Origin of the sequence: Sphingomonas sp. LR55, from assembly GCF_036856015.1 — a bacterium.
GTDB lineage: Bacteria > Pseudomonadota > Alphaproteobacteria > Sphingomonadales > Sphingomonadaceae > Sphingomonas.
On sequence record NZ_JASPFO010000001.1, the window covers coordinates 2,290,816 to 2,315,792 of the forward strand.

General features: G+C 66.6%; 18 protein-coding genes and 6 pseudogenes. 15 read left to right on the top strand and 9 right to left on the bottom strand.

Annotated features, from left to right (window positions below; genetic code table 11):
- Nucleotides 1-80: 80 nt before the first annotated feature.
- Nucleotides 81-551, bottom strand: a complete 471-nt coding sequence (gene mscL, locus QP181_RS10955) for a large conductance mechanosensitive channel protein MscL (protein WP_332754685.1) — start codon at nucleotides 549-551, stop codon at nucleotides 81-83.
- Nucleotides 552-655: 104 nt separating this feature from the next.
- On the opposite strand from mscL, the gene QP181_RS10960 reads away from it, so the two are divergent.
- The 4 genes from QP181_RS10960 to QP181_RS10975 are packed head-to-tail and all read left to right on the top strand — an operon-like array spanning nucleotide 656 to nucleotide 3,284.
- Complete coding sequence (locus QP181_RS10960; RefSeq protein ID WP_132735877.1) at nucleotides 656-1,252, top strand: LemA family protein; 597 nt, start codon at nucleotides 656-658, stop codon at nucleotides 1,250-1,252.
- A gap of 10 nt (nucleotides 1,253-1,262) precedes the next feature.
- Entirely contained in the window at nucleotides 1,263-2,117 is an 855-nt protein-coding gene (locus QP181_RS10965; RefSeq protein ID WP_333928531.1) for a TPM domain-containing protein, read from the top strand.
- Nucleotide 2,118: 1 nt separating this feature from the next.
- Nucleotides 2,119-2,784: a TPM domain-containing protein gene (locus QP181_RS10970; protein WP_277984469.1), complete on the top strand. Its 666-nt coding sequence runs from the start codon at nucleotides 2,119-2,121 to the stop codon at nucleotides 2,782-2,784.
- Entirely contained in the window at nucleotides 2,781-3,284 is a 504-nt protein-coding gene (locus QP181_RS10975) for an NUDIX hydrolase (protein ID WP_132895405.1), read from the top strand. Before QP181_RS10970 ends, QP181_RS10975 begins: the two co-directional genes overlap by 4 nt.
- Before the next feature lie 99 nt (nucleotides 3,285-3,383).
- Here QP181_RS10975 and QP181_RS10980 read toward each other — a convergent pair whose 3' ends face one another.
- Both QP181_RS10980 and hrpB read right to left on the bottom strand, forming a co-directional pair.
- The gene (locus tag QP181_RS10980) at nucleotides 3,384-3,665 is read right to left on the bottom strand and encodes an ETC complex I subunit (protein WP_056051595.1); all 282 of its coding nucleotides are present in this window, start codon (nucleotides 3,663-3,665) and stop codon (nucleotides 3,384-3,386) included.
- Nucleotides 3,666-3,673: 8 nt separating this feature from the next.
- Nucleotides 3,674-6,191 (bottom strand): annotated as a pseudogene (gene hrpB / locus QP181_RS10985) (ATP-dependent helicase HrpB).
- Between the two features lie 507 nt (nucleotides 6,192-6,698).
- Between hrpB and QP181_RS10990 the strand changes: the two are divergent.
- The 3 genes from QP181_RS10990 (at nucleotide 6,699) to QP181_RS11000 (ending at nucleotide 11,197) form a co-directional block, all read left to right on the top strand.
- Entirely contained in the window at nucleotides 6,699-9,218 is a 2,520-nt protein-coding gene (locus tag QP181_RS10990; RefSeq protein WP_333928533.1) for a penicillin-binding protein 1A, read from the top strand.
- 132 nt (nucleotides 9,219-9,350) lie between these two features.
- Nucleotides 9,351-10,478 (top strand): peptide chain release factor 2, encoded by a 1,128-nt coding sequence (gene prfB / locus QP181_RS10995; RefSeq protein WP_333928534.1) that lies wholly within the window; start codon nucleotides 9,351-9,353, stop codon nucleotides 10,476-10,478.
- Between the two features lie 23 nt (nucleotides 10,479-10,501).
- Nucleotides 10,502-11,197: a class I SAM-dependent methyltransferase gene (locus QP181_RS11000; protein WP_333929617.1), complete on the top strand. Its 696-nt coding sequence runs from the start codon at nucleotides 10,502-10,504 to the stop codon at nucleotides 11,195-11,197.
- Between the two features lie 140 nt (nucleotides 11,198-11,337).
- Here the strand turns inward: QP181_RS11000 and QP181_RS11005 are convergent, their stop codons facing one another.
- Complete coding sequence (locus QP181_RS11005) at nucleotides 11,338-11,730, bottom strand: JAB domain-containing protein (RefSeq protein WP_333928535.1); 393 nt, start codon at nucleotides 11,728-11,730, stop codon at nucleotides 11,338-11,340.
- Between the two features lie 91 nt (nucleotides 11,731-11,821).
- Here QP181_RS11005 and QP181_RS11010 point away from each other — a divergent pair, with 91 nt between their 5' ends.
- The 7 genes and pseudogenes from QP181_RS11010 to QP181_RS11040 all read left to right on the top strand — a co-directional run bounded on the left by QP181_RS11010 (nucleotide 11,822) and on the right by QP181_RS11040 (nucleotide 18,963).
- Nucleotides 11,822-12,616 carry a thymidylate synthase gene (locus tag QP181_RS11010; RefSeq protein ID WP_333928536.1) on the top strand — a complete coding sequence of 265 codons (795 nt, stop codon included), beginning with the start codon at nucleotides 11,822-11,824 and terminating at the stop codon, nucleotides 12,614-12,616.
- Between the two features lie 54 nt (nucleotides 12,617-12,670).
- Nucleotides 12,671-13,189, top strand: a complete 519-nt coding sequence (locus tag QP181_RS11015) for a hemerythrin domain-containing protein (protein ID WP_132895410.1) — start codon at nucleotides 12,671-12,673, stop codon at nucleotides 13,187-13,189.
- 198 nt (nucleotides 13,190-13,387) lie between these two features.
- Nucleotides 13,388-13,851 (top strand): annotated as a pseudogene (locus QP181_RS11020) (dihydrofolate reductase).
- A gap of 107 nt (nucleotides 13,852-13,958) precedes the next feature.
- A pseudogene (locus QP181_RS11025) lies at nucleotides 13,959-14,871 on the top strand (bifunctional riboflavin kinase/FAD synthetase).
- A 200-nt stretch (nucleotides 14,872-15,071) separates the two neighbouring features.
- Nucleotides 15,072-18,062, top strand: a pseudogene (ileS, locus tag QP181_RS11030) (isoleucine--tRNA ligase).
- A pseudogene (lspA, locus tag QP181_RS11035) lies at nucleotides 18,055-18,531 on the top strand (signal peptidase II); the annotation flags it as partial. The pseudogenes ileS and lspA, both read left to right, overlap by 8 nt.
- Before the next feature lie 18 nt (nucleotides 18,532-18,549).
- The gene (locus tag QP181_RS11040; RefSeq protein WP_333924239.1) at nucleotides 18,550-18,963 is read left to right on the top strand and encodes a DUF3035 domain-containing protein; all 414 of its coding nucleotides are present in this window, start codon (nucleotides 18,550-18,552) and stop codon (nucleotides 18,961-18,963) included.
- Nucleotides 18,964-19,309: 346 nt separating this feature from the next.
- Here the strand turns inward: QP181_RS11040 and QP181_RS11045 are convergent, their stop codons facing one another.
- The 5 genes and pseudogenes from QP181_RS11045 to QP181_RS11065 all read right to left on the bottom strand — a co-directional run bounded on the left by QP181_RS11045 (nucleotide 19,310) and on the right by QP181_RS11065 (nucleotide 24,296).
- Entirely contained in the window at nucleotides 19,310-20,167 is an 858-nt protein-coding gene (locus QP181_RS11045) for a TorF family putative porin (RefSeq protein ID WP_333923199.1), read from the bottom strand.
- Between the two features lie 266 nt (nucleotides 20,168-20,433).
- Complete coding sequence (locus QP181_RS11050; protein WP_332754696.1) at nucleotides 20,434-20,610, bottom strand: hypothetical protein; 177 nt, start codon at nucleotides 20,608-20,610, stop codon at nucleotides 20,434-20,436.
- A gap of 88 nt (nucleotides 20,611-20,698) precedes the next feature.
- Nucleotides 20,699-21,894 (bottom strand): annotated as a pseudogene (gene metC / locus QP181_RS11055) (cystathionine beta-lyase).
- Entirely contained in the window at nucleotides 21,891-22,721 is an 831-nt protein-coding gene (gene sseA / locus QP181_RS11060; RefSeq protein ID WP_333928537.1) for a 3-mercaptopyruvate sulfurtransferase, read from the bottom strand. The pseudogene metC and the gene sseA overlap by 4 nt, the downstream one beginning before the upstream one ends.
- 24 nt (nucleotides 22,722-22,745) lie before the next feature.
- Nucleotides 22,746-24,296: a cryptochrome/photolyase family protein gene (locus QP181_RS11065; RefSeq protein WP_333928538.1), complete on the bottom strand. Its 1,551-nt coding sequence runs from the start codon at nucleotides 24,294-24,296 to the stop codon at nucleotides 22,746-22,748.
- A gap of 164 nt (nucleotides 24,297-24,460) precedes the next feature.
- Here QP181_RS11065 and queF point away from each other — a divergent pair, with 164 nt between their 5' ends.
- Nucleotides 24,461-24,919 (top strand): preQ(1) synthase, encoded by a 459-nt coding sequence (gene queF, locus QP181_RS11070; protein ID WP_333928539.1) that lies wholly within the window; start codon nucleotides 24,461-24,463, stop codon nucleotides 24,917-24,919.
- The last annotated feature ends 58 nt before the right edge of the window (nucleotides 24,920-24,977 follow it).

Below are 24,977 nucleotides of genomic sequence, written 5' to 3' on the forward strand. Positions count from 1 at the left end.
CCCGAGCCTCAAGCCCCTCACCCTTCCGTCGCCTAATGGCTCCTCCCTCCCTCTCCCCGCAGGGGAGAGGGACAAGGCGGTCACCCCCTAGCCTTCAACTCGTCGCGGATCTCACGCAGCAACGCGATCTCGACCGGCTCGGGCGCAGGCGCGACCGGCGTAGCGTCTTCCTCGCGCTTCAACCGTGCCGTCTCGCGCTCGATCAGCGCCGCGGTCCGGTTCACGACGCGCAAGATCATGAAGATGATCCCCGCCACGATCACGAAATTGACGAGCTGCGTCGCGAATTCGCCGTAACCGAGCAGTGGCACGCCCGCCTTCTTCAACGCGGCGTAATCGGTGAGCGAACCGACATAGCCCGCCGGCACCGGCCCCATACGCCAGAAATAGCTCGAGAAATCGAGCCCGCCGAAGATCTTGCCAATCACCGGCATCAGCACGTCGTCGGTCAGCGATGTGACGATCTTCCCGAACGCCGCGCCGATGATCACGGCAATGGCGAGGTCGAGCACGTTGCCGCGCATAATGAACGCCTTGAATTCCTTGAGCAATGCCGCCCCCTTCTGTTGCCGGCCCAAGGCTAACCGCCGATTTCGGTTTCGCCAACCATGCGGACTGTCCTATGAGGGTGACACAGGTATTCAGGAGAGCCCCGATGTCACGTGCCCCAATCGCCCGCGGTACCGCCGCAATCCTCCTCGCATCGGCCCTCGCCGGGTGCGGGATCAACAGCGTGCCGACCGCCGAGGAAACCGCGAAGGCGCGCTGGGCGGACGTCCAGAACAACTATCAGCGTCGCGCCGACCTGATCCCCAATCTCGTCGCGACCGTGAAGGCGGCCGGCGCGCAGGAGAAGGATATCCTGGTCCAGGTGACGCAGGCGCGCTCCGCCGCGAACTCGGTCCAGGTTTCGGCCGCTGATCTGTCCGACCCCGCGAAGATGGAGCAGTATCAGCGCGTCCAGGGTGCAGTCGGCGTATCGCTTCAGCGTTTGCAGGAGGCGTATCCCGAGCTGAAGAGCCAGGCCAATTACACCACGCTGATGAGCCAGCTCGAAGGCACCGAGAACCGCATCACGATCGCGCGGCGCGACTATAACGGCGCAGTGCAGGCGTATAACACCAAGATCCGTACCTTCCCCGACGCGGTCGGCGCGAAGATCTTCTACGGTGCCAAGCCGATGGTGCCGTTCGCAGCGACCACGCCGGGCGCCGAAACCGCGCCGACGGTGAACTTCGGCAACGCGAGCTGATCGGGGCCCGATGCTCCGCCATCTCCTGATGCTGGCGTTCGCGGTGCTGCTGGGAAGCAGCGCCGCGACCGCGCAGACCTTGCCCAAGTTCACCGGCTTCGTCGTCGATGCGGCGAACGTGATCCCGCCCGACCAGGAAGCGGCGCTGACCAAGCGGCTCGACGACCTGCAAAAGACGACCGGCAACCAACTGGTCGTCGCGACCGTGCCCGACCTCGAAGACTATCCGATCGAGGATTACGGCAATGCGCTGATCCGGAGCTGGGGCGTCGGGCTGAAGGATGCGAATAACGGCGCGATCCTGCTGGTCGCGCCGAACGACCGGAAGGTGCGGATCGAGGTCGGCTATGGCCTCGAGCCGGTGCTGACCGATGCGTTCTCCAGCGTCGTGATCAACCAGCAGATCCTGCCGCGCTTCAAGGCGGGCGACATTCCCGGCGGCATCGTCGCGGGGACGAACGCGGTGGCGGACCAGCTTGCACTCCCCGATGCGGAGGCGCGCGCGAAGGTGACGGCGGCGGCGGCGGAGTATGACAAAACGCATCGCCGGTCGAATTCAGGCGGCGGCGGCGTGCCGATCGGGCTGATCTTCTTTGGGATCGTGCTCGCGGCGATCGTCATTCCGATGATCTCGCGGCGTGCAGGCGGCAAGCATTACGTCGATGGCGGCAGCCGCGGCGGTGGCAGCGGCGCCTTGCCGATCGTGCTGTGGAGCATCGCCGATGCGATGACCCGTGGCGGCGGCGGTGGTGGTGGTGGCTTCGGTGGCGGCGGCGGCGATAGCGGCGGCGGCTGGGGCGGCGGTGGTTTCGGCGGCGGCGGCGGTGGATCCGGCGGCGGCGGCGGCGCTTCGGGGAGTTGGTGAGATGCGGTTGAGCGACACCGATCACGACCGCGTCACTGCGGCGGTAACCGAGGCGGAGACCGCGACGACCGGCGAGATCGTCACGATCGTCGCGCGGCAGTCCGATGCATATCACGACGTATCGATGCACTGGGCGGTGCTGGCGATGCTGCTGACGCTAGCGCTGTTAGCGTACCATCCGGTCGCGGCGGATCATATCTACGCGCTGGTCGATCCCTGGCAGGTGGCTCCACAGGGTGCGCTGTACGTGATTGCGCTGGTGCTGGTGACGCTGGTGTTCCTGGCGGTGCGGCTGGTGCTGGCTTGGACGCCGGCGCGGGTGGCGCTGACGCCTGGTGCGACCAAGGCGCGGCGCGTGCGGCGGCGGGCTTTACTCCTATTTCGCGCGGGGGCCGAGAAGCGCACCAAGGGTTCGACCGGCGTGCTGCTGTATCTGTCGCTGGCCGAGCACCGTGCCGAGATCATCGCCGACGATGCGATCCACTCGCGCGTGCCGAACGAGACCTGGGGCGCAGCGATGGCGGCGGTGCTCGCCGGCGTGCGCGACGATCGTCCCGCCGACGGCATGGCAGATGCGGTCGCGCAGATCGGCGCAGTGCTCGCCGAGCATTTCCCGCGCACCGGTGCGCCGGTGAACGAGCTTCCAGATAGGCTGATCGAACTATGAGCAAGACCATGTGGGCGGGCAAATTCCTGACCGTGCAGACCGAAGGCACGTGGGAATTCGCCGCGCGCCAGGGCGAGATCGCAGCGGCGGTAATCGTCGCGATCGACGACGGCGACGTAATCCTAGTCGAGCAGTTCCGCGTACCGCTCGGGCGGGCGTGCCTGGAGCTACCGGCAGGCTTGGTCGGTGACGAGACCGCGGGCGAGAGCGTCGCAGTAGCGGCCGGCCGCGAGTTGGAGGAAGAGACCGGCTACCGGGCGAAGGCAATCGAGGACCTGGGGGTGTTCTATTCGTCGCCCGGGATGACGTCGGAATGCTTCACGCTGGTCCGCGCGACCGGGCTGACGAAGGTAAGCGACGGCGGCGGGGATGGCGACGAGAACATCACCGTGCACCGGGTGCCGCTGGCAGATGTGCCGGCGTTCGTGGCGGAGAAGCGCAAGGCTGGGGTGGCGATCGATACCAAGATGCTGCTGATCCTGGCTGGGTCGATACTCTAATCAAGACCTGTTTCCCCGCGAAGGCAGGGACCCAGACTAAGCTCCCGCCTTCGCGGGAGAACAAGGAGGTGCGGGAGGGCTTAGCGCCGCTCCCTCAGCTTACTTGAAGTTATCCGCGTAGCTCTGCAGCTTCAGCGTCTTCTGCGGCGCCGGCACGACCGTGTAGCCGAACCCCTCGCGCTCGCAGTGCGCGATCGCCGCTTCCGCCGTCGGGAACAGCAGGCGCAGCTGGTCGCGGGTGTCGCCGCTGCCGGCCCAGCCGGTGAGCGGGTCGGGGCGCTTGGGCTCCGAGGGTTCGAATTCGAGCTGCCAGGCGTCGGTCCGGTGCTTGCCGGATTGCATGGCGTTCTTGGGGCGCTGGAAGATACGGGCGGTTGGCATGAGCCCCCTTATCGCGAACCGGCGGCCCTTGCATCCGCCTTTTTCGTGCGCAGCGTCGCGGACGCCGCGGCGGGGTCGTCGGGCCAGGGATGCTTGGGGTAGCGGCCGCGCATTTCCTTCGCCACCGCGGTCCAGCTGCCGGCCCAGAATCCGGGCAGGTCGCGCGTCGTCTGGATCGGGCGGCCGGCGGGGGATGTGAGGCTCAGCACCAGCGGTACGCGGCGCTCGCCGATCACCGGATGCACCGCAAGGCCGAACAGGGCTTGCACGCGGAGTTCGACGCGTGGGCCGCCTTCCGCAGCGTAGTCGATCGCGTGCGTGCTGCCGGCGGGGCTGGTGAAATCGGGCGGGGCAAGGCGGTTGATCGTCTGCATCGCGTCCCAGCCGAGCAGGTTGCGCAAGGCTTCGGCGAGCGTGCCGGGGGCGATCGCGTCGAGTCGGCGCTTGCCGGTCAGGAGCGGGGCGAGCCATTCGTCGGCGCGGTCGAGCAGCGTCGCGTCGTCGAGCGGTACGCCCGCATAGGCGGCACGGTCGCGCAGGGCTTGGGCGCCGTCGCTCCAGGCAAGCAGCGCGAGGCCGTGCTCGCGGACGCCGTCGATGAGCGCGGCGAGGATCGTGTCGGGATCGGCGCCGCTGTCGGGACCGCTCGACAGGCGGATCGCGCCGAGACGACGTTCCCTGAGGGCTTGGATGCCGCCGGTCGTGGGGTCGAACGTGACGGTGCGGCGGGAGTCGATGCGGTCGGCGAAAAGCGTTTCGACGGTGGCTTGGTCGATCGCCACGGCGGAGATAATGCGCGCACCGGCGGCCGAGCCTTGGGTATCGGCGACGGCAAGCCATTCGGAGCGGGCGAGCGGCGAAGTCGGGTCGAGCTTGAACCCGCGTCCGCCGACGGAGGCCCAGGTTTCTCCGGACGCGTCGCGGCGGCGGGCCACGCGATCCGGGAAACCGAGCGCGACGCACACGTCTGCTCCCCTCCCGCTTGCGGGAAGAGTCGGGGAGGGGCTGACCCAGCAGTGCCGCGCTCTTGGGGTATGTCGCGCCCTCCCCGACCCCTCCCGCAAGCGGGAGGAGAGCAAGGCGTGCCCACCTATCCGCCATTGCTCGCGCCGCCTGCGCCTTCGATCCGTGTTCGGTTTTCCAGCGGCGGAGGCGGGCTTCGAGATCAACGTCCTGTCCACCGATCCCGCGCTCGCCGAGCAGAACCGCGATTTGCGCCGCTACGTTCGCCAAGCTGCGTCCCCCGCCCTCAGCAGCATGTGCGCGAGTCTTGGCGGCATCGGCAGCTTCGCGATCGCGCGGCCATGCGAGGTCGGGCGGCCGTCTTCGATCGCCTCCAGCGTCGTCAGCCGCGCCATCGCCTCGTCGATCGCGGCGGCGGGGGGCGGGTCGATCCAGCGGAGGTCTCGCGGATCGCCGACGCCCCAGAGCGCGCAGGCGAGCACCAGCGCGGACAGGTCCGCTTCCAGGATCTCGGGCGGATCGTAGCGTGGGAGTCCGGCGGTGGCCGCTTCCTCCCACAGGCGATACGCTATGCCCGGTCCGAGGCGCGCGGCACGGCCGGCGCGTTGCGTGACTGCCGCTTGGCTCGCGCGTTCGGTTACGAGCCGTGTCATGCCAGCGGCGCGGTCGTAGCGGGGACGCCTCGCCAGCCCCGAGTCGACGACGATGCGGATGCCGTCGAGCGTCAGGCTGGTCTCGGCGATGCTGGTGGCGAGCACGACCTTCCGCCGGCCGTCCGGTTCGGGAAGGATCGCGGCGCGTTGCGCTGCGGGGTCGAGGCTGCCGTGGAGTTCGTGGAGGACGATGTCATCGGGGAGGTTGGCGAGGCGGTCGGCGGTGAGCTCGATCTCCGCGACCCCGGGAAGGAAGGCGAGCACGCCCCTCCGCTTCGCCGAGTGCGCGGCGGATCGCGGCCGCGACCGAGTCCTCGATCCGGAGTTCGGCTTGGCGACCGATGTGGCGGAGGGTGAGTGGGTAGCTTCGGCCTTCGCTCTCGATGACGGGGGCGCCGTCCATCAATGCCGCGAACCGCGCGCCGTCGAGCGTCGCAGACATCGCGACGATGCGGAGGTCGGGGCGGAAACCGGCCTGAGCGTCGAGCGCTAGCGCGAGGCCGAAATCGCCGTCGAGGCTGCGTTCGTGGACTTCATCGAACAGGACTGCGGCGACGCCGGCGAGTTCGGGATCGGCCTGGATGCGCGCGACGAAGATGCCTTCCGTGATGACCGTGACGCGGGTCGCGGCGGAGCGCTTGCTGTCCATGCGGGTGGCGTAGCCGAAGGTCTGGCCAACTGGTTCGCCCGCGGTGGAGGCCATGCGTTCGGCGGCAGCGCGGGCGGCTAGGCGGCGGGGGGATAGGAGGAGAATCTCGCCGATGCACCAGGGTTCGGTGAGGAGGGCCGGCGCTACCGCGGTGGTCTTGCCCGCGCCTGGGGGAGCGACGAGGACCGCGGAGGTGCGGTCGCGGAGGGTGGCGAGGAGGTCGGGGAGTACGGCTAGGATCGGGAGCGGCGGCGGGGTCATGCGCGCCTGCTGCCACAGTAGCGGGGTTGGCGACAGGTTTTGCTTGGGCAGTCCGTTGGGAAGGTGCAGGTTCAAACCGATGATCGCGCGCTTTCGATCCTCCCCCGCCAGGGGGAGGTGTCAGGCACTTGCCTGACGGAGGGGGCGGTAAGCGACGACCTCAGCTCCGTGTCCTCCCCCTCCGTCACCTTCGGTGCCACCTCCCCCTGGCGGGGGAGGATCGTTCAAGCTCACGGACGTTGATGGCTTACCTACCCGCCAACAGCACCGCCCCGGCGAAGGCCGGGGTCCAATTGGGAAACGGCGGTGAAGGCCGTTGCGCTCCGTTACTGCCACCTCTCCAATTGGGCCCCGGCCTCCGCCGGGGTGGTGCGGATTAGGCGGGCGAACTGGGCACCGAACGAGCTTGGAGCAGAAAACCTCTGCCGAACGCCTTGCGACAGCCCGCCCCCCACCACCGAAGGCTGGCAAGCGCCCGCGAACCTGCTAGACGCTCCGCCAGTAATCATGGCGTCCGATCCCTCCCCCACCTCGACGACGGCGACAGGCCGCACTTCCGACCGGCTGCGCGGCAGGGTCGCGCGTGCGTGGGCAAGTCGGTGGACCAAGGCGGCGCTGGCGCTTGCGGTGCTCGGCCTCGTCGCGATCTTCGCGTTCTGGTTCGCGGTCATGCGTGACCTGCCTTCCGTGGACACATTGCGCACCTACGAGCCGCCGCTGCCGACCAACGTCCGCGGGATCGATGGCGCGCCGATCCATTCTTACGCGCGCGAACGCCGCGTCGAACTGAGCTATGCCGAATATCCGCCGCTGCTCGTGAAGGCGTTCCTCGCCGCCGAGGACAAGTCGTTCTTCGAGCATCACGGCGTCGATTATCCCGGCCTCGCCGGCGCGGTGTACGATTATGCGACCAAGCTCGGCACCGGCAAGCGCGCCAAGGGCGGCTCGACGATCACGCAGCAAGTCGCGAAGAACCTGTTGATCGGCAATGCCTATTCGCCATCGCGGAAGCTGCGCGAGGCGGTGCTGGCGTACAAGATCGAGGATACGCTGACCAAGGAGCAGATCCTCGAGCTGTACCTCAACCAGATCGCGCTCGGGCGTAATGCGTTCGGGGTCGAGGCGGCGAGCCATGCGTATTTCGACAAGGAGCTCGACCAGCTCGATCTCGCGCAGATGGCGTACCTCGCGATCCTGCCCAAGGGTCCGTCGAACTACGATCCGGTGCGCAACACCGAGCGCGCGATGATTCGGCGCAACTATGTGCTGAACCGGATGCTCGACAACGGCTTCATCACGCGCGCGCAGCATGACCAGGCGAATGCCGAGCCGCTGGGCGCGGTGATGCGGCGGACGCCGAAGTTCGAGAGCGTCGGCGGGTATTTCGTCGAGGAAGTCCGCCGCCAGCTGATGGCCAAGTTCGGCGAGAACGCGAAGGATGGTCCGTACAGCGTCTATTCGGGCGGGCTATGGGTGCGGACGTCGTTCGACGCGAAGTTGCAGGATCTGGCGCAGCAAGCCCTGCGCGATGGCTTGGTCCGGTTCGACAGCGGGCGCGGCTGGAACGGGCCGATCCGTCATGTCGAGATCGAGGACGACAACTGGCTGCAGCCGTTGCTCAACAGCAATATCGCGCTCGATTACCGCGATTGGGTTGCGGCGATCGTGACGGGCAAGGACGGCAACGCATGGAGCCTCGGCTTCCGCACCGGCAAGACCGGCACGCTGCCGCGCTATGCGGCGCAGATGCCGGTGCGCGGCAAGGGCGGCAACGCGTTCGGCGCGATCGAGGTCGGCGATATCATCGCGGTGGCGCCGGACGGCGGCGAATTCTCGCTGCGGGCGATCCCCAAGGTCTCGGGCGCGTTCGTCGTCGAGGAGCCTGCGTCGGGCCGCGTTCTGGCGATGCAGGGCGGCTTCGACGACCGGTTGCAGGCGTTCAACCGCGCAACCCAAGCGATGCGCCAGCCGGGATCGACGATCAAGCCGATCGTCTATTCCGCCGCGCTCGACAACGGCATGACGCCCGCCTCGATCATCGTCGACGGGCCGTTCTGCGTCTATCAGGGTGCGCGGCTGGGGCAAAAATGCTTCCGCAACTTCGGGAATTCGCGTGGGTCCGGCCCGCACACGATGCGCTGGGGAATCGAGCAGTCGCGCAACCTGATGACGGTACGCGCCGCCGCGCAGACCGGCATGCCGAAGGTCGTCGCGACGATCAAGAAGATGGGCGTCGGCGACTATGCGCCCTACCTCTCCTACGCGCTCGGGGCCGGCGAGACGACCGTCGGGCGGATGGTCAACGCGTATTCGATCCTCGCCAACAACGGCAAGGGCGGCCCGCCGTCGCTGATCGACTTCGTCCAGGATCGTCACGGCAAGGTGATCTGGCCGGAGAACTGGCGGCCCTGCGATCGCTGCAATGCGCCGGACTGGGATGGCAAGTCGATGCCGCGCCCGATCACGCGCCAGCGCCAGGTGCTCGACGCGATGACCGCGTATCAGATGGTCCACATCACCGAGGGTGTGGTCCAGCGCGGCACCGCGGTGACGCTGCGCGATCTCGATCGGCCGATGTTCGGCAAGACCGGCACCAACAACGGCCCGACCGACGTGTGGTTCGTCGGGGGTACGCCGCAGTTCGTCGGCGGACTGTATATCGGCTTCGATACGCCGCGGAATCTCGGCGGTGCGGCGCAGGGCGGTACGCTCGCCGCGCCGATCTTCAAGCAGTTCGCAGCCAAGGCGTATGAGGACCTGCCCAAGCTGCCATTCCGTGCACCCGCCGGGATCCGCATGGTCCGGATCGATCGCGCGAGCGGCCGTCCGGTCTATGGCACATGGCCCGATACCAGCGATCCGAAACCCGCAGTGATCTGGGAAGCGTTCAAGCCCGAAAGCGAACCGCGGCGTGCCGCGCGACGCTCGGATGTCGCGCCGACTGCTGCTGCCACGACCACCGCGGTGAAGAAGGCCGAAGCGCCACGCGACAGCGATTTCTTGCAAAGACAAGGCGGAATCTACTAGCGCGCTTATATAGACGTCATCGCACATCAATCCGTCATCCCAGCGAAAGCTGGGATCTCGTGGTAAGGGAGGACACTCCTCGCCGCAGGAGATGCCAGCGTTCGCTGGCATGACGAAGACCGGAGAATACCCATGCGCGCCGAAGCGCAGGCTCACGTAGACACCATCAACGACGCGCTGGCGCTGCTGCGCCGCTTCCTCGACTGGGACCGCGCGCTGCGTCGTCTCGACGAGCTGAACGCGCGCGTCGAGGATCAGGCGCTCTGGTCCGATCCCAAGGCCGCGCAGGAAGTGATGCGCGAGCGTCGCCGTCTCGACGAGGCGATCAGCGCCACGCGCGCGATCCAGAGCGAGCTCAGCGACACAGCGGAGCTGATCGAGATGGCCGAAGCCGAGGGCGACACGGCGATGGAGGCGGACGCCGTCGCCGCGCTCGCCGAACTCGCCGCGCGTGCCGACCGGGACAAGATCAAGGCTCTGCTCGCGGGCGAGGCCGACGCCAACGACACCTATATCGAGGTGAACGCCGGCGCCGGTGGGACCGAGAGCCAGGACTGGGCAGGCATGCTCAGCCGGATGTACTCGCGCTGGGGCGAGCGCCACGGTCTGAAGGTCGAGCTGATCGACCAGCATTCGGGCGAGCAGGCGGGGATCAAGTCCGCCACGCTGCTGCTCAAGGGCGAGAACGCGTATGGTTACGCGAAGACCGAGAGCGGCGTGCACCGGCTCGTGCGGATCAGCCCGTACGACTCGGCGGCGCGGCGGCACACGTCGTTCGCCAGCGTCTGGGTGTACCCGGTCGTCGACGACAATATCGAGGTCGAATATAACGAGAGCGACCTGCGCATCGACACGTACCGCGCGTCGGGCGCCGGCGGCCAGCACATCAACACGACCGACTCGGCCGTGCGCATCACGCACATTCCGACCGGCATCGTCGTGCAGTGCCAGAACCAGCGCTCGCAGCACAAGAACAAGGCCGAGGCCTACAACCAGCTCCGCGCGCGTCTGTACGAGCGCGAACTGGCGATCCGCGAGACCGCCGCGAATGCCGAGAATGCCGGCAAGACCGATATCGGCTGGGGTCACCAGATCCGCAGCTACGTGCTCCAGCCGTACCAGATGGTGAAGGACCTGCGCACCGGCGTGGTGTCGACCAGCCCGTCGGACGTGCTCGATGGCGACCTCGAGATGTTCATGGCGGCGGCGCTGTCGCAGCGCGTGACCGGCGAGGCCGTCGAAGTGGAGGACGTCGATTGAAGCTGAAGGGTGCCCTTGCCCTGATGCTGTCGCCGGTGGTCCTGCTCGCAGCGTGCGACGGGAGCAAGCCGCTGATCAAGCGCGAGCCGAAGGAGCCGGTGTTCCCCGCGGCCGACCGTCCGGTCGCGTCGATCGTGTCGTCGCGCTGGTCGAACGAAGAGGCGCGCGATCGGCTGAACGAGGCCGGCGAGGTGATGAACAAGGCCGAGATCCGCAAGGGCATGACGGTCGCGGACATCGGTGCGGGCGAAGGGTACTACACGATCCGCATGGCGGCGCGGGTTGGCAAGGACGGGCGTGTGCTGGCCGAGGACATCGTCGCGAGCGTGCGCGATACGCTGGCCGAACGCGTCGCGCGCGAGGATCTGGCGAACGTCAGCGTGAAGCTCGGCGAGGCGAACGATCCCAAGCTGCCCGAAGCGAGCTTCGACCGCGTGCTGATGGTGCACATGTATCATGAGATCGAGCAGCCGTACGAGTTCCTGTGGCGGTTGCGGCCGTCGCTGAAGCCTGAGGGGTTGGTGGTGGTGGTCGATGCGAACCGGCCGACCCAGAACCATGGGACTCCGCCGGCGCTGTTGAAGTGCGAGTTCGCGGCGGTGGGCTATACGCAGGTGGACATGGACGAGATGCCGTCGGCGGGCGGGTATCTGGCGACGTTCCGCGCGACTGGGCCGCGGCCGAAGCCGGAGGCGATCCGGGCTTGCCGGTTGGGGTGAGCACCAAGTCCTCCCCTGCAAGGGGACGTGGCAGCCCATCGGGCTGACGGAGGGGTATCGCGCTATCGAGAGGGTTTCACCCCTCCGTCTGGCAAGCGCCAGCCACCTCCCCTTCTAGGCGAGGATTGATGTAGAATTGGTCAAATCACCCCCATCGTCCTCAGACTCGTCACCTGCTTACCTGCGATCACCAGATGATCGAGCAACACCATCTCCAGCGTCCGCAACCCCGCAGCCAGCGCCCGCGTGAACGCTACGTCCCGCGCACTTGGCGTCGCATCTCCGCTCGGGTGGTTATGCGCGATCACGACCCCGGACGCGCTGAACGCCAGCGCATCCGCTGCAACCGTGCGGATCGAGATAACCACCTGATCCCGCCCCCCGATGACATGCCGCATCCCGAGAAGCCTCCGATTCGGATCAAGATACGCGACCGCCACCGTCTCGACCGTGGCATGACCCAGCCCCGCGAACAGCGCATGCGCCGCGGCGAGGTCCGCGATACGAGGAGAAGGCACGGGCAACGGCAGCACGTACCCGACTGCGCCGGCGCGCGGGCGGCTGCACGCGCAACCGCGTCCACATCGGCTTGAGCCCCCGCCCCCGCACCGCTACGCACGCACGATGCGTCAATATCTAGACCTTATGGACCGCGTGCTCTCGACCGGCGTCGAGACGATGGACCGCACCGGCACCGGCACGCTCAGCGTGTTCGGCGCGCAGATGCGCTTCGATCTCGCGCAGGGCTTTCCCGTCCTCACCACCAAGAAGCTCCACCTCCGCTCGATCATCGTCGAACTGCTGTGGTTCCTCCGCGGCGATACGAACGTGCGCTGGTTGCAGGATCGGAAAGTCGCGATCTGGGACGAATGGGCGGACGAGAACGGCGATCTCGGTCCGGTCTACGGCAAGCAGTGGCGCGACTGGGTGGCCGCCGATGGCCGTCACATCGACCAGATCGCCGAGCTGATCGAGCAGATCAAGACGAACCCCGCCTCGCGCCGCCAGATCGTCAGCGCATGGAATCCGGGCGATCTGCACGCGATGGCGCTCGCGCCCTGCCACTGCCTGTTCCAGACGCACGTTGCGAACGGCAAGCTGTCGCTCCAGCTCTACCAGCGCTCGGGCGACATCTTCCTCGGCGTGCCGTTCAACATCGCCAGCTACGCGCTGCTCACGCACATCCTCGCGCAGCAATGCGGGCTGGAGGTCGGCGAGTTCATTTGGACCGGCGGCGATTGCCACCTCTATTCGAACCATCTGGAGCAGGCGCGCCTGCAACTAACGCGCGATCCCGGCCCGTTGCCGCGCCTCGAAATCTCGCGGAAGCCGGACTCGATCGACGCGTACGAATATGAAGATTTCGTGCTCCACGACTACGTCGCGCAGGCGCACATCAAGGCGCCCGTCGCGGTCTGAACAGAGAGCGAATCGCAATAGGAACCGGCTGCGTGCTGCGTGGTTCAGAGGCGCATGGACATTACTCAACTCATCCTCGACGAACACGCGCAGCAGCGTAACCTCTTCGCACAGATCGATTCGATCGACGCGAAGGACACCGAGGCGCTGTCGGCGCTCTGGACGCGCCTCAAGAACCTGCTCGACGCGCATGCCGAGGCGGAAGAGCGCTTCTTCTATCCGCGGCTGATGAAGATCGGCACCGGCGGCAACGACGCCGACTCGGCCGCTGAGGAGACCGAGGACGCGATCGAGGATCACAACGACATCCGCGAGACGGGCGAGGCTGTCGACAAGCACCCGGTTGGGTCGGACGCGTGGTTCGAGGCGGTTGGCGAGTGCAACAAGGCGAACAGCGATCATTTGGCGGAGGAAGAGCGGCAAGGGCTGACCGATTTCCGCAAGCATGCGACGCTGGAAGAGCGGCATGAGCTGGGCGTGCGGTTTGCGGCATTCGAGGCGAATCATCTGAACGGGGTTAAGGTCGTCGAGAAGGATCCTGAGGCGTATGTGAAGGAACACGCGCCGAACTAAAATCGCACATCTTCCCGGACTCCACCACCCCGGCGAAAGCCGGGGCCCAGTTGGAAAGGTGGGAGTAACGGAGTGCAGTTCTCCGTTAGCGACGTTTCCCAACTGGACCCCGGCCTCCGCCGGGGAGGTGCTGGGGGTCAGGTTCCGGCACAATGCTCGAAGTGGCTCTTTGCCCTCGATTGCGGCATGACCTCCGCCATGATCACCTTCTACCTCGCCCGCGCCACCAACGGCGTTATCGGCCGCGACGGGCACCTCCCGTGGCGTCTCCCCGCCGACCTCAAGCGCTTCAAAGTGCTGACGATGGGCAAGCCGATGGTGATGGGGCGGAAAACGTTCGAGAGCTTCCCGAGCCCCTGCCCGGCCGCCGCCATATCGTTCTCACCCGCGGCGACTGGACCGCGGAAGGCGCGGAGGTCGCGCATTCCGTTAGAGAGGCGCTGGCAATGGCAGGCGACGATGTCGCCGTGATCGGTGGCGCGCAGATTTACGCGCAGCTGCTCGCTCACGCGGATTGCATCGAACTGACCGAAGTCCATGCCAAGCCAGAGGGCGACGCGACCGTGCCCGCGTTCGACGGCTGGGTGGAGATCGCCCGCGAAGACCATTCGGCCGAAGGCGAACGTCCGGCTTACAGCTTCGTGACGCTCACCCGGGGCTAAGTTGTTCTTCCGCGAAGGCGGGAGCCCAGGCTGGACTCCGCCTTCGCGGGAGAACAAGCTTACGGAAGGACTATCGCCTTTCGCGACGGCTGGTTACTGACCCGCGCATGCAACGGCTCGACGGTGGCGCTTCCATCCCTTCGTATCTGGCGAACGGGATCGTCGCGCTGGGGAATTTCGACGGATTTCACCTCGGTCACCAGGCCGTGGTCGCGCGCGGTCGCCTGGGCGCGGGCCGAGGGGCGTCCGGCGCTCGTCGCGACATTCGATCCGCATCCGGTCCGCCATTTCCGCCCCGACACCGCGCCCTTCCGCCTGACCACGCTCGATCAGCGCCAACAGCTTTTCAAGAAGGCCGGCGCCGATGCGATGGTCGTGTTTAATTTCGACGGCGATCTCGCCGCGCTGACCGCCGAGCGCTTCATCACCGAGCGGCTCGTCGCCAACCTGCGCGTCGCGGGGGTCGTCACCGGCGAGGACTTCACCTTCGGCAAGGGCAAGGCCGGCACCGTCCGCACGCTCGCCTCGCGCGGCCCCGCCCACGGGTTTCGCGCGGAAACCGTCGGCGCGATCGAACTGGAGGGCGAGACTGTCTCGTCCACCCGCATCCGCGAGGCACTGCGCGCTGGCGACATGGCCACCGCCACCCGCCTGCTGACGCGGCCGTTCGCGATCCAGGGTTTCGTCCAGCACGGCGACAAGGTCGGCCGCACGATCGGCTATCCGACCGCCAATCTCGACATGGGCAATTACCTGCGCCCCGCCTACGGGATCTACGCGGTGACCGGGCGGCTGGAGGACGGGCGCGTGCTGAAAGGCGCCGCGAACCTCGGCATCCGCCCGAGCTTCGATCCACCCAAGGAACTGCTCGAACCGCATTTCTTCGATTTCGGCGAAGACCTCTACGGCCAGCGGATCGAAGTTGCCCTGATTGAGTATCTCCGCGCCGAAGCGAAGTTCGCCAACCTCAACGCGCTCATCACCCAGATGGACGCCGACTGCGCGCGCGCGCGATCTTAGCGCGATAGCCTCTCCACAAGTCCCGTCACCCCAGCGAAAGCTGGGGTATCCCGGTAAGGGAACGGCCCCCTGCCACATGAGACCCCAGCTTTCGCTGGGGTGACGGCAGAAGGGGGGTGACGGCAGAAGGGAGAGGGACGGCGGGAGAAGGGACAGGGGATGGCAACGTGAGCCGCTACCGGCTACAGCCCGGCCCACTTATGACCGATACTCCTGCGCCCGCCCGCGATTACCGCGATACCGTCTTCCTGCCGAAGACCGACTTCCCGATGAAGGCGGGCCTCGCCGCCAAGGAGCCGGCGATCCTTGAGCGCTGGGCCAAGCTCGGCGTCTACGACAAGCTTCGCGAACAGCGCGCGGGACGGGCGCGGTTCATCCTGCACGACGGCCCGCCGTATGCGAACGGCGACATCCACATGGGCCACGCGATGAACAAGGTCCTGAAGGACATCATCGTCCGCTCGCAGTCGCTGATGGGCAAGGACGCGCCGTACGTCCCCGGTTGGGACTGCCACGGCCTGCCGATCGAGTGGAAGGTCGAGGAAGCGTATCGCGCGAAGAAGCTCAACAAGGACGATGTCCCCGTCGCGCAGTTCCGCGCCGAATGCCGCGCCTATGCCGAGAAATGGGTGGCCGTGCAGAAGGCCGAGTTCGAGCGGCTCGGCGTGATGGGCGACTGGGCCGATCCGTATCTGACGATGAAATATGAGGCGGAAGCCGCCATCGTCGGCGAGCTGCTCAAGTTCGCCGAGAGCGGCCAGCTGTACCGCGGCGCCAAGCCGGTGATGTGGTCACCGGTCGAAAAGACCGCGCTCGCCGAAGCCGAGGTCGAGTATGAAGACATCGTCTCCACGCAGATCGACGTCGCGTTCGAGATCGACTCTGCGCCGAATGCGCCGGGACTGGTTGGCGCCTATGCGGTCATCTGGACGACTACGCCGTGGACGATCCCGGTGAACCAGGCGCTGAGCTATGGGCCTGAGATCGATTACGCCGTGTGCAAAGTCACAATCAGTGGCTCGTTAGTTGGCAACGTGGACGAGAACCTCGAACCACGGGTGGTAGAAGCACAACGATCACATCCTTGGCGGAACGTTGATCGCGTTATCGTTGCACAACCTCTCGTTCAGATGCTCCAAGAGCGCGCCAGAACAAACGATTTTTCAGTTTCGTTGGACGTTGAATCGATCATCCAGGGTTCGCAACTCGAAGGCGCAACCGCACGGCACCCGATGCACGCACTCGGCGGGTTCTTCGCGAAGCCGCGGCCGTTCCTCCCCGGTGAGTTCGTCACGACCGACGCCGGCACCGGGCTCGTCCACATGGCGCCGGACCACGGCGAGGACGATTTCGAACTCTGCAAGCAATACGGCATCGACCCGGTCTTCGCGATCGACGGCGCCGGGATGTACCGCGCCGACTGGGCATGGCTCGGTGGCCAGGGCAGCGTCATCAACAAAAAGTTCGTGAGCGCCGACGGCCCGATCTGCTCTGACCTGCGCGAGGCCGGCGCGCTGCTGGCGGCGAGCGACGACTTCAAGCACAGCTACCCGCATTCGTGGCGCTCGAAGGCGAAGGTGATCTTCCGCGCGACCCCGCAATGGTTCATCCCGATGGACCGGAGCGACACAGAGTCCCCCTCCCGCCTGCGGGAGGGGTTAGGGAGGGCAGTGCCGCAAATGCTGCGCTCGACGCCTCCCTCCCCTAACCCCTCCCGCAAGCGGGAGGGGAGCAGAAGCAGAAAGCTCCAACGGCGCAACCCTCCGCGAGATCGCCCTCGATGCGATCGCCGCTACCACCTGGATCCCCGCGCGCGGAAAACCGGATCACGTCGATGGTGCAGGGCCGCCCCGACTGGGTCATCTCGCGCCAGCGCGCCTGGGGCGTGCCGATCGCGCTGTTCGTCGACCGCGCCACCGGCCAGTACCTCAACGACGCGAACGTCAACGCGCGCATCGTCGAGGCCTTCCGCCAGAACGGCGCGGACGCGTGGTATGCGGACGGCCACCAGGCGCTGCTCGGCCCCGACTACGACCTCGCCGACTATGAGGTCGTGAAGGACATCCTCGACGTCTGGTTCGATTCCGGCTGCACGCACGTCTTCACCGTCGAAGCACGCTACGGCGAAGGCACCCGCGCGAACCTGTATCTCGAAGGCTCGGACCAGCATCGCGGCTGGTTCCAGTCGTCGCTGCTCGAAAGCTGCGGCACGCGCGGTCGCGCACCCTATGACGCGGTCCTGACGCACGGCTTCGCGCTCGACGGCCAGGGCCGCAAGATGTCGAAGTCGCTCGGCAACGTCGTCGATCCGCTCAAGATCATCGGCGAGTCCGGCGCGGACATTCTCCGCATGTGGGTCGCCTCGACCGACTATTTCGACGACGTGAAGATCGGCAAGGAAGTGCTCGCCACCGCCTCCGACGCGTACCGGAAGCTGCGCAACACCTTCCGCTACATGCTCGGCGCGCTCGAAGGCTTCGACGACTCGGAGCGCGTCGCCGTATCCGACATGCCCGAGCTGGAACGCTACGTCCTCCACCGCCTCGGCATGATCGACACCGAACTGCGTCAGGCCGCCGAGGCGTACGAGTTCAACCGCTACACGCGCCTGCTGACCGACTTCGCGAACGAGGACCTGTCCGCGTTCTTCTTCGATATCCGCAAGGATTCTGCTCTATTGCGACGCGCCGAGCGACATCAAGCGCCGGTCATACCGCACCGTGCTCGACGTGCTTTTCCACGCGCTCGTCCGCTACGCCGCACCGGTGCTCTGCTTCACCGCGGAAGAAGTGTGGCAGTCGCGCTTCCCTAACAACGACAGCTCGGTACACTACCTCGAATGGCCGTCGCTGCCTGAGGTGGAGGATGGCGTTGCTATCGGGAAGAAGTGGACGCAGATCCGTGGGCTGCGCGAAACGGTTACCGAAGCGATCGAACCGATGCGCCGCGAAAAGACCGTACGTTCGAGTTTGGAGGCAGAGGTCACGATCCGATCGATGTCGCCTCTCGCACCGACTGAAGCTGCGGAACTGGCCGAAGCGTTCATCGTCGCCAAGGTCACGCCGGGCGACGAGGTCACCGTAACGCGCACCGACTTCCACAAATGCGGCCGCTGCTGGCGCCACCTCCCCGAAGTGAGCGTCGACGGCGAACTCTGCAACCGATGCGACGAGGTGGTGGCGCATGCGTAACCTTCCCAAGGCCGGGTTCGGCGCCGCCGCCGCCCTCTTCCTCGCCGACCAGATCAGCAAATGGGCGGTCACCAAGCCGCTCGGGATCGATTCGCTCGGCGACTCGCAGACGATCACCTCGTTCTTCGACCTGCGCTTCGTCCCCAACATCGGCATCTCGCTCGGGCTGCTCCCCGCGGACGGCCACCTGACCCGCTGGGCGCTCGTGCTGCTGACCGGCGCGATCGCGGTCGGGGTCGCGGTGTGGATGACGCGCGAAAAGAACCCGGCCGATCAGGTCGCGCTCGGCTTCGTGCTCGGCGGGGCGATCGGCAATATCCTCGACCGGATCCGGCTCGGCTATGTCGTCGATTTCTGCGACCTGCATATCGGCGAATGGCGTCCGTTTTTGGTCTTCAATGTCGCCGATGCAGCGATTACTGTCGGCGTGCTCGTCCTGCTTGTTCGGGCGCTCCTCGTGCGCGAGAAGCCCCTGTGGAGAATTCCCATGCGTAAGTTCGTACCCCTGGCTGCCGGTCTGGCGAGCGTAGCCCTCCTGTCCGGTTGTGGCGCAGGCCGAAGCCTCGATCGTGCGCGCCCGGACGAGTTCGCCGTCGCGCGCCAGGCACCGCTGGTGATTCCGCCCGACTTCGCGCTGGTCCCGCCGCAGCCCGGCGCCGCCCGTCCGCAGGATACCGCCGCCAACGCCCAGACGCTCGATGCGCTGTTCGGTGGTGCCGCCGCGCGCAGCCCGGCCGAGTCGGGCGTGATCGCCGATGCTGGCGTCGACAATGACGATCCCGGCATCCGCTCTAGCGCAGGCGATCCCGGCACGACGGTCGTCGACAAGGGCTCGACCACCCGCGACATCGTCGCGGCGCCCGAGGGCGACGGCCAGGACGCGCGCACGACCGCGAACTGATCGGGGTCTTTTGGAAGCACGAAAAAGGGCGGCTCCTCGCGCGGCCGCCCTTTTTCGTGTCTGGTTGGTGCCGTGGCAACGTCCGAAGCGGACCATGATTTCATGATCCCATGATCCGTGCCCGCACCCGCCCCTAAATCCGTCATCCCAGCGAAAGCTGGGATCTCACCGTGTGACAAACGTCGCCCGCCTCGAGAAATACCCCAGCTTTCGCTGGGGTGACGCCATAGGGAACGGGGAACGAAGTAGCGCCGGCAAGAGTAACCTCGGCACGCCCCTCACCCATCGCCGCCTTTCCCGCTCCAGATAGGAGAGGGAAAGCAGGAAGGGCGAGGACGGCGCTAGATCAGAACGCCGCGGTCAGCGAGACCAGGACCTTGCCGTTTGCGATCGAGCCGTTGCCGTCCTGACCCCGACTGAAGCTTGGCTGGAGATACGCCGACTCGCCCTTGCCGATGTCGGTGTCGACATACGCAACACCCAGCGTCAGCGGGGTCGTCGGGATCACATAGTCCGCGCCGAGCAGCCAGTCGAAATACTCACCGGTCGGCGACACGCTGGTCGCGAACGGCCCGAGGCCCTTGTTGCCGCGCGAATAGCCGATATGGCCCTTCACGGTCAGCCCGGTGTTGGGGATCCCGCTGCTGACGTCGCCCCAGAGATACAGATTGTCGTCCTTGGCGTTGACGCGGTCGTAGACGCCGGCCGCCGCCGACGCGCCGTTGGTGTACCACGGACCCAGCGCCTGCTGCTTGGGCGCGTAGGCGACGCCGGCAGTGAGGGCGACGGGGCCGGCGGTGCCCGACAGCTTGGCATAGGGCTCGATGAAGTCGGTGTTGTCGAAGCCGCTCGGGTACATGTACCAAGTTGCGCCGACGTCGAGCGTACCGCCGCCACCGACCGGGACCTTGTAGCCCGCGATCAGATCGAGCTCCATGTTGGCGCCGCCGAACGTGCCCCAGCCCGCGAGGTTCGAGCCCCAGGTGCCGATATACAGGCCGCTCTTGTGCGCGATGGTGATGCCGCCCTGGACGGCGAGGTTCTCGTCCGACTGCGACACGCCGCGAAAGCGATAATCGCTGACGAGCCCGACCGAGCCGGAGACCGTGACCTCCTTGGGTGGTGCGGTAGCCTCGTCCTGAGCGAACGCTGGCGTAGCAGCAGCCAATGCGATGCCGCCGAGAAGAATAGTGGTGAAGCGCATCGTTTCCCTTTCGATACTGGAAAGTCGATGTCCCCGCCTGCAACCGCGGACGCCGCATCTATCGAGGCATCAGCCTCCGAGTGCGGTCTTTCCTGCGGTGACGAATGTGTGACAGTCCATGGTGCGACGCACAAGCGAATCTTGCGTACAATCCGGGTTTGACGCCACACATGTTGCGCAACAGACACACCAAATCTATCCGAGGGGCAGCGACAAGACTGAGTTTCAACCGCCGGGAGGGCGCCGGAGACGGCGGGGCGACGCGATCAGGTCAGAATGACGATGGCGACGCCTGCGACCGACAGGATGACGCTCAGTATCACCAGCCAGCGGACCTCCGGCGCGTCCCGCGATGAACTGGCGCGGTGCACCGCGGTGAGCAGCAGCCCCGTACTCGCCAGGACGATGAGGCTGCCCAACAGATCGCCTTGAGTCTCCGTCATCACTCGTCCCGTCGGTTGGCCTGCGAATAGGGTAGTGACGCGGCCCTATCGGGGTGATGACGCGGCGATGAAAACTGCGGACGAACCGTTAGCCGCGCACTCGCCGAAAGGCGTCTAACCCCGCTTCGAGATCGGCGATCAGGTCGGCGGGGTCCTCCAGGCCAATCTGGAGGCGCACCATCGGGCCGGCGGCGTCGCGCTTGGTGACGCTGCGATGGCGGTGCGGGTCGGCGGGGATGGCGAGGCTTTCGAAACCGCCCCAGCTATAGCCGATGCCGAACAGCTGGAGTGCATCGATCAGCGCGGCGCGCGATGCCTCGTCGCCGCCGTTGAGGACGAACGAGAACAGGCCGCTGGAGCCCTTGAAGTCGCGCACGAACAGGTCGTGGCCGGGGCAATCGGGGAGCGCAGGGTGGAGCACCTGTGCGACTTCGGGCCGCGATTGCAGCCACTTGGCGATCGTCAGCGCGCTCGACTGGTGTTGCGCGAGGCGGACCGCCATCGTGCGCAAGCCCCGGCTACCGAGCCAGCAATCGTCGGGGCTCGCGACCTGGCCGAGCTGGAAACTCGTCTCGCGGAGTTTCTTGAAGTGACCGGGGCCGGCGGTGACCGAGCCGAGCATGACGTCCGAATGGCCGACGACGTATTTCGTGCCGGCGAGGATCGTCAGGTCGACGCCGCGCTCGATCGCGGGGAAGAACAGCGGGGTCGCCCAGGTGTTGTCGAGCAGCGTCGTCACGCCCTCGCCTTCGCGGCGGCGACGATCGCGGGGACGTCCTGCACCTCGAAGCTCAGCGAGCCGGGACTTTCCATGAAGATCGCCCGCGTGTTCTCGCCGATCAGGTCGGCGATGCCCGCACCGATCATCGGGTCGTAATAGCGCGTGGTGATCCCGAACCGCTTGAGCAGCCCGCCTGCCATCCCGCGCGTCGGGTCGTAGGCGCTGTCGACGAGCAGCAGTTCGTCGCCGGGGGACAGCACCGACAGCAACGCCGCCGCGATCGCCGCGACGCCCGAGCAATAAAGGAACGTCCCCTCAGCGCCGGGCTCGAGCGAGGTCAGTGCATCGGCGAGGCTCCACTGCGTTGGCGTGCCTTTTCGCCCGTAGAACAGACGGTGATGCGTGTCTTTGGTGGCGCTTTCGCGGAGGTGGCCGACGGAATCGTAGAGGATCGTCGAGGCGCGCCAAACCGGCGGGCTTACGATGCCCTGCGTCCATTCCTTGCGACGGCCGGCGAGAACGACCTTGGTCGCGTCGCCGACCGGCTTATTCGTGTCGCTCATGCCGTTCCCGTCGCCTTGGGTGTGTCGGGATCGCCACCCCATTCGGACCAGCTGCCATCGTACAGCGCCGCGTCGTTGCCGAGCAGATGTGCGCCGAACGCGAGCACCGACGCGGTGATGCCCGAGCCGCAGGTCATCACGATCGGCTTCGCCAAGTCGATGCCCGCCTTGTCGAACTCTGCCTTCAGCGCGTCACCGGTCTTCCACGTGCCGTCCGCGTTGAACACCGCCCCCTGCGGCAGGTTCTTCGAGCCCGGAATATGCCCCGGCGCGGTCCCCGGCCGCGGGTCTTCCTCCGCACCGGTGAAGCGCGTCGCAGACCGGGCGTCGAGCACCTGCTCCGCCCCGCTTGCGACGTTCGCCTTCATCTGGTCGAGGTCACGCACGCCCTTCAGATCCGCCCAAGTCGTGAAGTGGCGATCCCGCGGCGCCTCCTTGCCCGATGCGGTTTCGCGCGCCTCGGCCTGCCACTTGGCCAGCCCGCCATCGAGGATCGCCACGTTGTGCGCGCCGAACAGCGTTAGCATCCACCACGCCCGCGCGGCCGTGTGCCAAGGCGAACTGTCGTACAGCACGATCCGACTGCCATCGCCCAACCCAAGCGTCTGCATCCGGCTAGCGAATTTCTCCGCCGAGGGCAGCATGTTGGGGAGGTCGCTATCGGTATCGCGCAGTTCGGCGAGGTTCATGAACACCGCGCCGGGAATGTGCGCCGCCTCATACTCCGCGGCCGCATCGCGACCCTCGGCATAGGTCGCGTCGACGATCCTCAGATCGCTCGCGCCCAGTTCGTTCGCCAGCCATTCGGTGCTTACCAACGCGTCCATATGCCGCTCCTTGTGCTCGATCGGTCAGTAGCCAGCGGGGCCGCTCGCGTCGAGGGAGGCGAGGAACCCCGCGGCCTGCGCGCGCGTCGCCTCGCGGTCCGCCTCGGACTGTTTCGCCCAGTTGCGATACGGCATCGCCAGCCGGTTGTTGCGCCCCAGCTTGTCCTCGTGCCGCGCGAGGAAATCCCAGTACAGCGCGTTGAACGGGCACGCATCGGGCCCGATCCGCTGCTTCACGTTGTACCGGCACGTCCCGCAATAATCGGACATCCGGTCGATATACGCGCCCGACGAGATATACGGCTTCGACCCCAACAAGCCGCCATCGCCGAACTGGCTCATCCCGAGCGTATTGGGCAGCTCGACCCACTCGTAGGCGTCGACATACACCTCCAGATACCATTGATGCACCTTGGCCGGGTCCGCGCCGATCAGCAGCGCGAAATTACCCGTCACCATCAGCCGCTGGATGTGATGCGCGTGCGCAGTCTCCAGCGTCTGGCCGATCGCCTCGCCTAGGCAGTGCATGTCGGTCTCGCCGGTCCAGTACCAGCCGGGGAGTTCGCGGTGGTGGTCGAGGAAGTTGCGCTCGACGTAATTCGGCCCCTCGCGCCAGTAGACGCCGCGCATGTATTCGCGCCAGCCGATGATCTGGCGGATATACCCCTCGACCGCGTTCAGCGGCGCCCGCCCAGCGCGATATTCCGCCTCCGCGCGCCGGCACAGGTCAAGCGGATCGAGCAGCCCCGAATTGATGTAGGGCGACAGGATCGAGTGCCACAGATGCCGCTCGCCAGTGAGCATCGCATCCTCGTAATCGCCAAACTGCGGCAGCGCGTGCTTGAAGAAGTTCGCCGCCTGCCGCTCGGCATCCTCCGCGGTCACGGCGTACTCGAACCCGTCGAGGCTCCCCGGATGGTTCGCGAACCGCTCCGCCACCAGCGCCAGCACGTCCTGCGTTATCGCGTCCGGCTTGAACACGATCGGGCGGGGCATGAGCAGATCGTTCTTGGCGGGCTTACGGTTCTCCTTGTCGAAGTTCCAGCGGTCACCCTCAGGCTTGCCGGCGGTCATCAACAGCCCAGTGCGCGTCCGCATCTGGCGATAGAACCACTCCATCGTCAGCGTCTTGCGCTCGGCGGCCCAGGTTTCGAAATCGGCATGGCTGGCGAGGAAACGGTCGTCGCTGCGGATCTCGACCGGGATGCCGAACAGCGTCTCCCAGCTTTCGAGCATCGCCATCACGCGCCACTCGCCGCCCTCGGTGACGACGATCCGCTCCGGGTCATGCCGCTCGACCGCGCGCGCGATCTCGCCGGTGAAGCTGGCCGCGTTGTCGGGGTCGTCGAGCGCGGTGTATTCGACCGTCCACCCGGCCGCGCGCAGCGCCTCGGCATGATGCCGCATCGCCGCCAGGATATAGGCGATCTTGCGCTTGTGGTGACGGACATAGGTCGTCTCCTCGACGACCTCCATCATCAGCACGATCGTGGTCGTCGGGTCGCAGTCCCGCAGCGAGGCGAGGTCGATCGTGAGCTGGTCGCCGAGGATCGGCACGAGTGTCGTGATCGTCATTGCCCAAACCTCTCCGTCACCCCGGACCTGTTCCGGGGTCCACCGTTCCGCACACTCGCCGCCCATGGAGTCCGCGGACGGGTGGATGCCGGAACGAGCCCGGCATGACGGCAAGAGGCATCACCCACTTTGCGTCATCCGAATCGCGTCCTACATGGCGCACTATGACCGCACCCGCCAACCCATTGCATCTGGGCCAGAACAGCGCCCTCCCCGCCTCTCCCGAAGAGGCCGTACTCGATTATGTCCCGAACCCTCGACCGGGGCGGACGTATCTGGTGCGGTTCGCGGCGCCCGAGTTCACCTCGCTGTGCCCGGTGACCGGCCAGCCCGACTTCGCGCACCTCGTCATCGACTATGTCCCCGGCGAGACGATCGTCGAGTCGAAGTCGCTGAAGCTGTTCCTGAGCAGCTTCCGCAACCATGCCGGGTTCCACGAGGATTGCACCGTGGGCATTGGCGAGCGCCTGTTCGACGAGATGAAGCCGGTATGGCTGCGGATCGGCGGCTATTGGTATCCGCGCGGCGGAATCCCGATCGACGTGTTCTGGCAATCGAGTGCACCGCCGCAGGATCTGTGGCTGCCCGACCAGGGAGTCGCCCCGTATCGTGGCCGCGGGTGAGGGCCCGGGACGAGGATGCGAAATATCGATTTGATTTAAATTGATATTTTTCCCGTGC

Excerpts from the sequence above, each read along its gene's own strand:
- QP181_RS10960 (WP_132735877.1), top strand. The coding sequence starts at position 656 with ATGTCACGTGCCCCAATCGCCCGCGGTACCGCCGCAATCCTCCTCGCA.
- QP181_RS10965 (WP_333928531.1), top strand. The coding sequence starts at position 1,263 with ATGCTCCGCCATCTCCTGATGCTGGCGTTCGCGGTGCTGCTGGGAAGC.
- QP181_RS10970 (WP_277984469.1), top strand. The coding sequence starts at position 2,119 with ATGCGGTTGAGCGACACCGATCACGACCGCGTCACTGCGGCGGTAACC.
- QP181_RS10975 (WP_132895405.1), top strand. The coding sequence starts at position 2,781 with ATGAGCAAGACCATGTGGGCGGGCAAATTCCTGACCGTGCAGACCGAA.
- QP181_RS10980 (WP_056051595.1), bottom strand. The coding sequence starts at position 3,665 with ATGCCAACCGCCCGTATCTTCCAGCGCCCCAAGAACGCCATGCAATCC.
- QP181_RS10990 (WP_333928533.1), top strand. The coding sequence starts at position 6,699 with ATGGCGTCCGATCCCTCCCCCACCTCGACGACGGCGACAGGCCGCACT.
- prfB (WP_333928534.1), top strand. The coding sequence starts at position 9,351 with ATGCGCGCCGAAGCGCAGGCTCACGTAGACACCATCAACGACGCGCTG.
- QP181_RS11000 (WP_333929617.1), top strand. The coding sequence starts at position 10,502 with ATGCTGTCGCCGGTGGTCCTGCTCGCAGCGTGCGACGGGAGCAAGCCG.
- QP181_RS11010 (WP_333928536.1), top strand. The coding sequence starts at position 11,822 with ATGCGTCAATATCTAGACCTTATGGACCGCGTGCTCTCGACCGGCGTC.
- QP181_RS11015 (WP_132895410.1), top strand. The coding sequence starts at position 12,671 with ATGGACATTACTCAACTCATCCTCGACGAACACGCGCAGCAGCGTAAC.
- QP181_RS11040 (WP_333924239.1), top strand. The coding sequence starts at position 18,550 with ATGCGTAAGTTCGTACCCCTGGCTGCCGGTCTGGCGAGCGTAGCCCTC.
- QP181_RS11045 (WP_333923199.1), bottom strand. The coding sequence starts at position 20,167 with ATGCGCTTCACCACTATTCTTCTCGGCGGCATCGCATTGGCTGCTGCT.
- QP181_RS11050 (WP_332754696.1), bottom strand. The coding sequence starts at position 20,610 with ATGACGGAGACTCAAGGCGATCTGTTGGGCAGCCTCATCGTCCTGGCG.
- sseA (WP_333928537.1), bottom strand. The coding sequence starts at position 22,721 with ATGGACGCGTTGGTAAGCACCGAATGGCTGGCGAACGAACTGGGCGCG.
- QP181_RS11065 (WP_333928538.1), bottom strand. The coding sequence starts at position 24,296 with ATGACGATCACGACACTCGTGCCGATCCTCGGCGACCAGCTCACGATC.
- queF (WP_333928539.1), top strand. The coding sequence starts at position 24,461 with ATGACCGCACCCGCCAACCCATTGCATCTGGGCCAGAACAGCGCCCTC.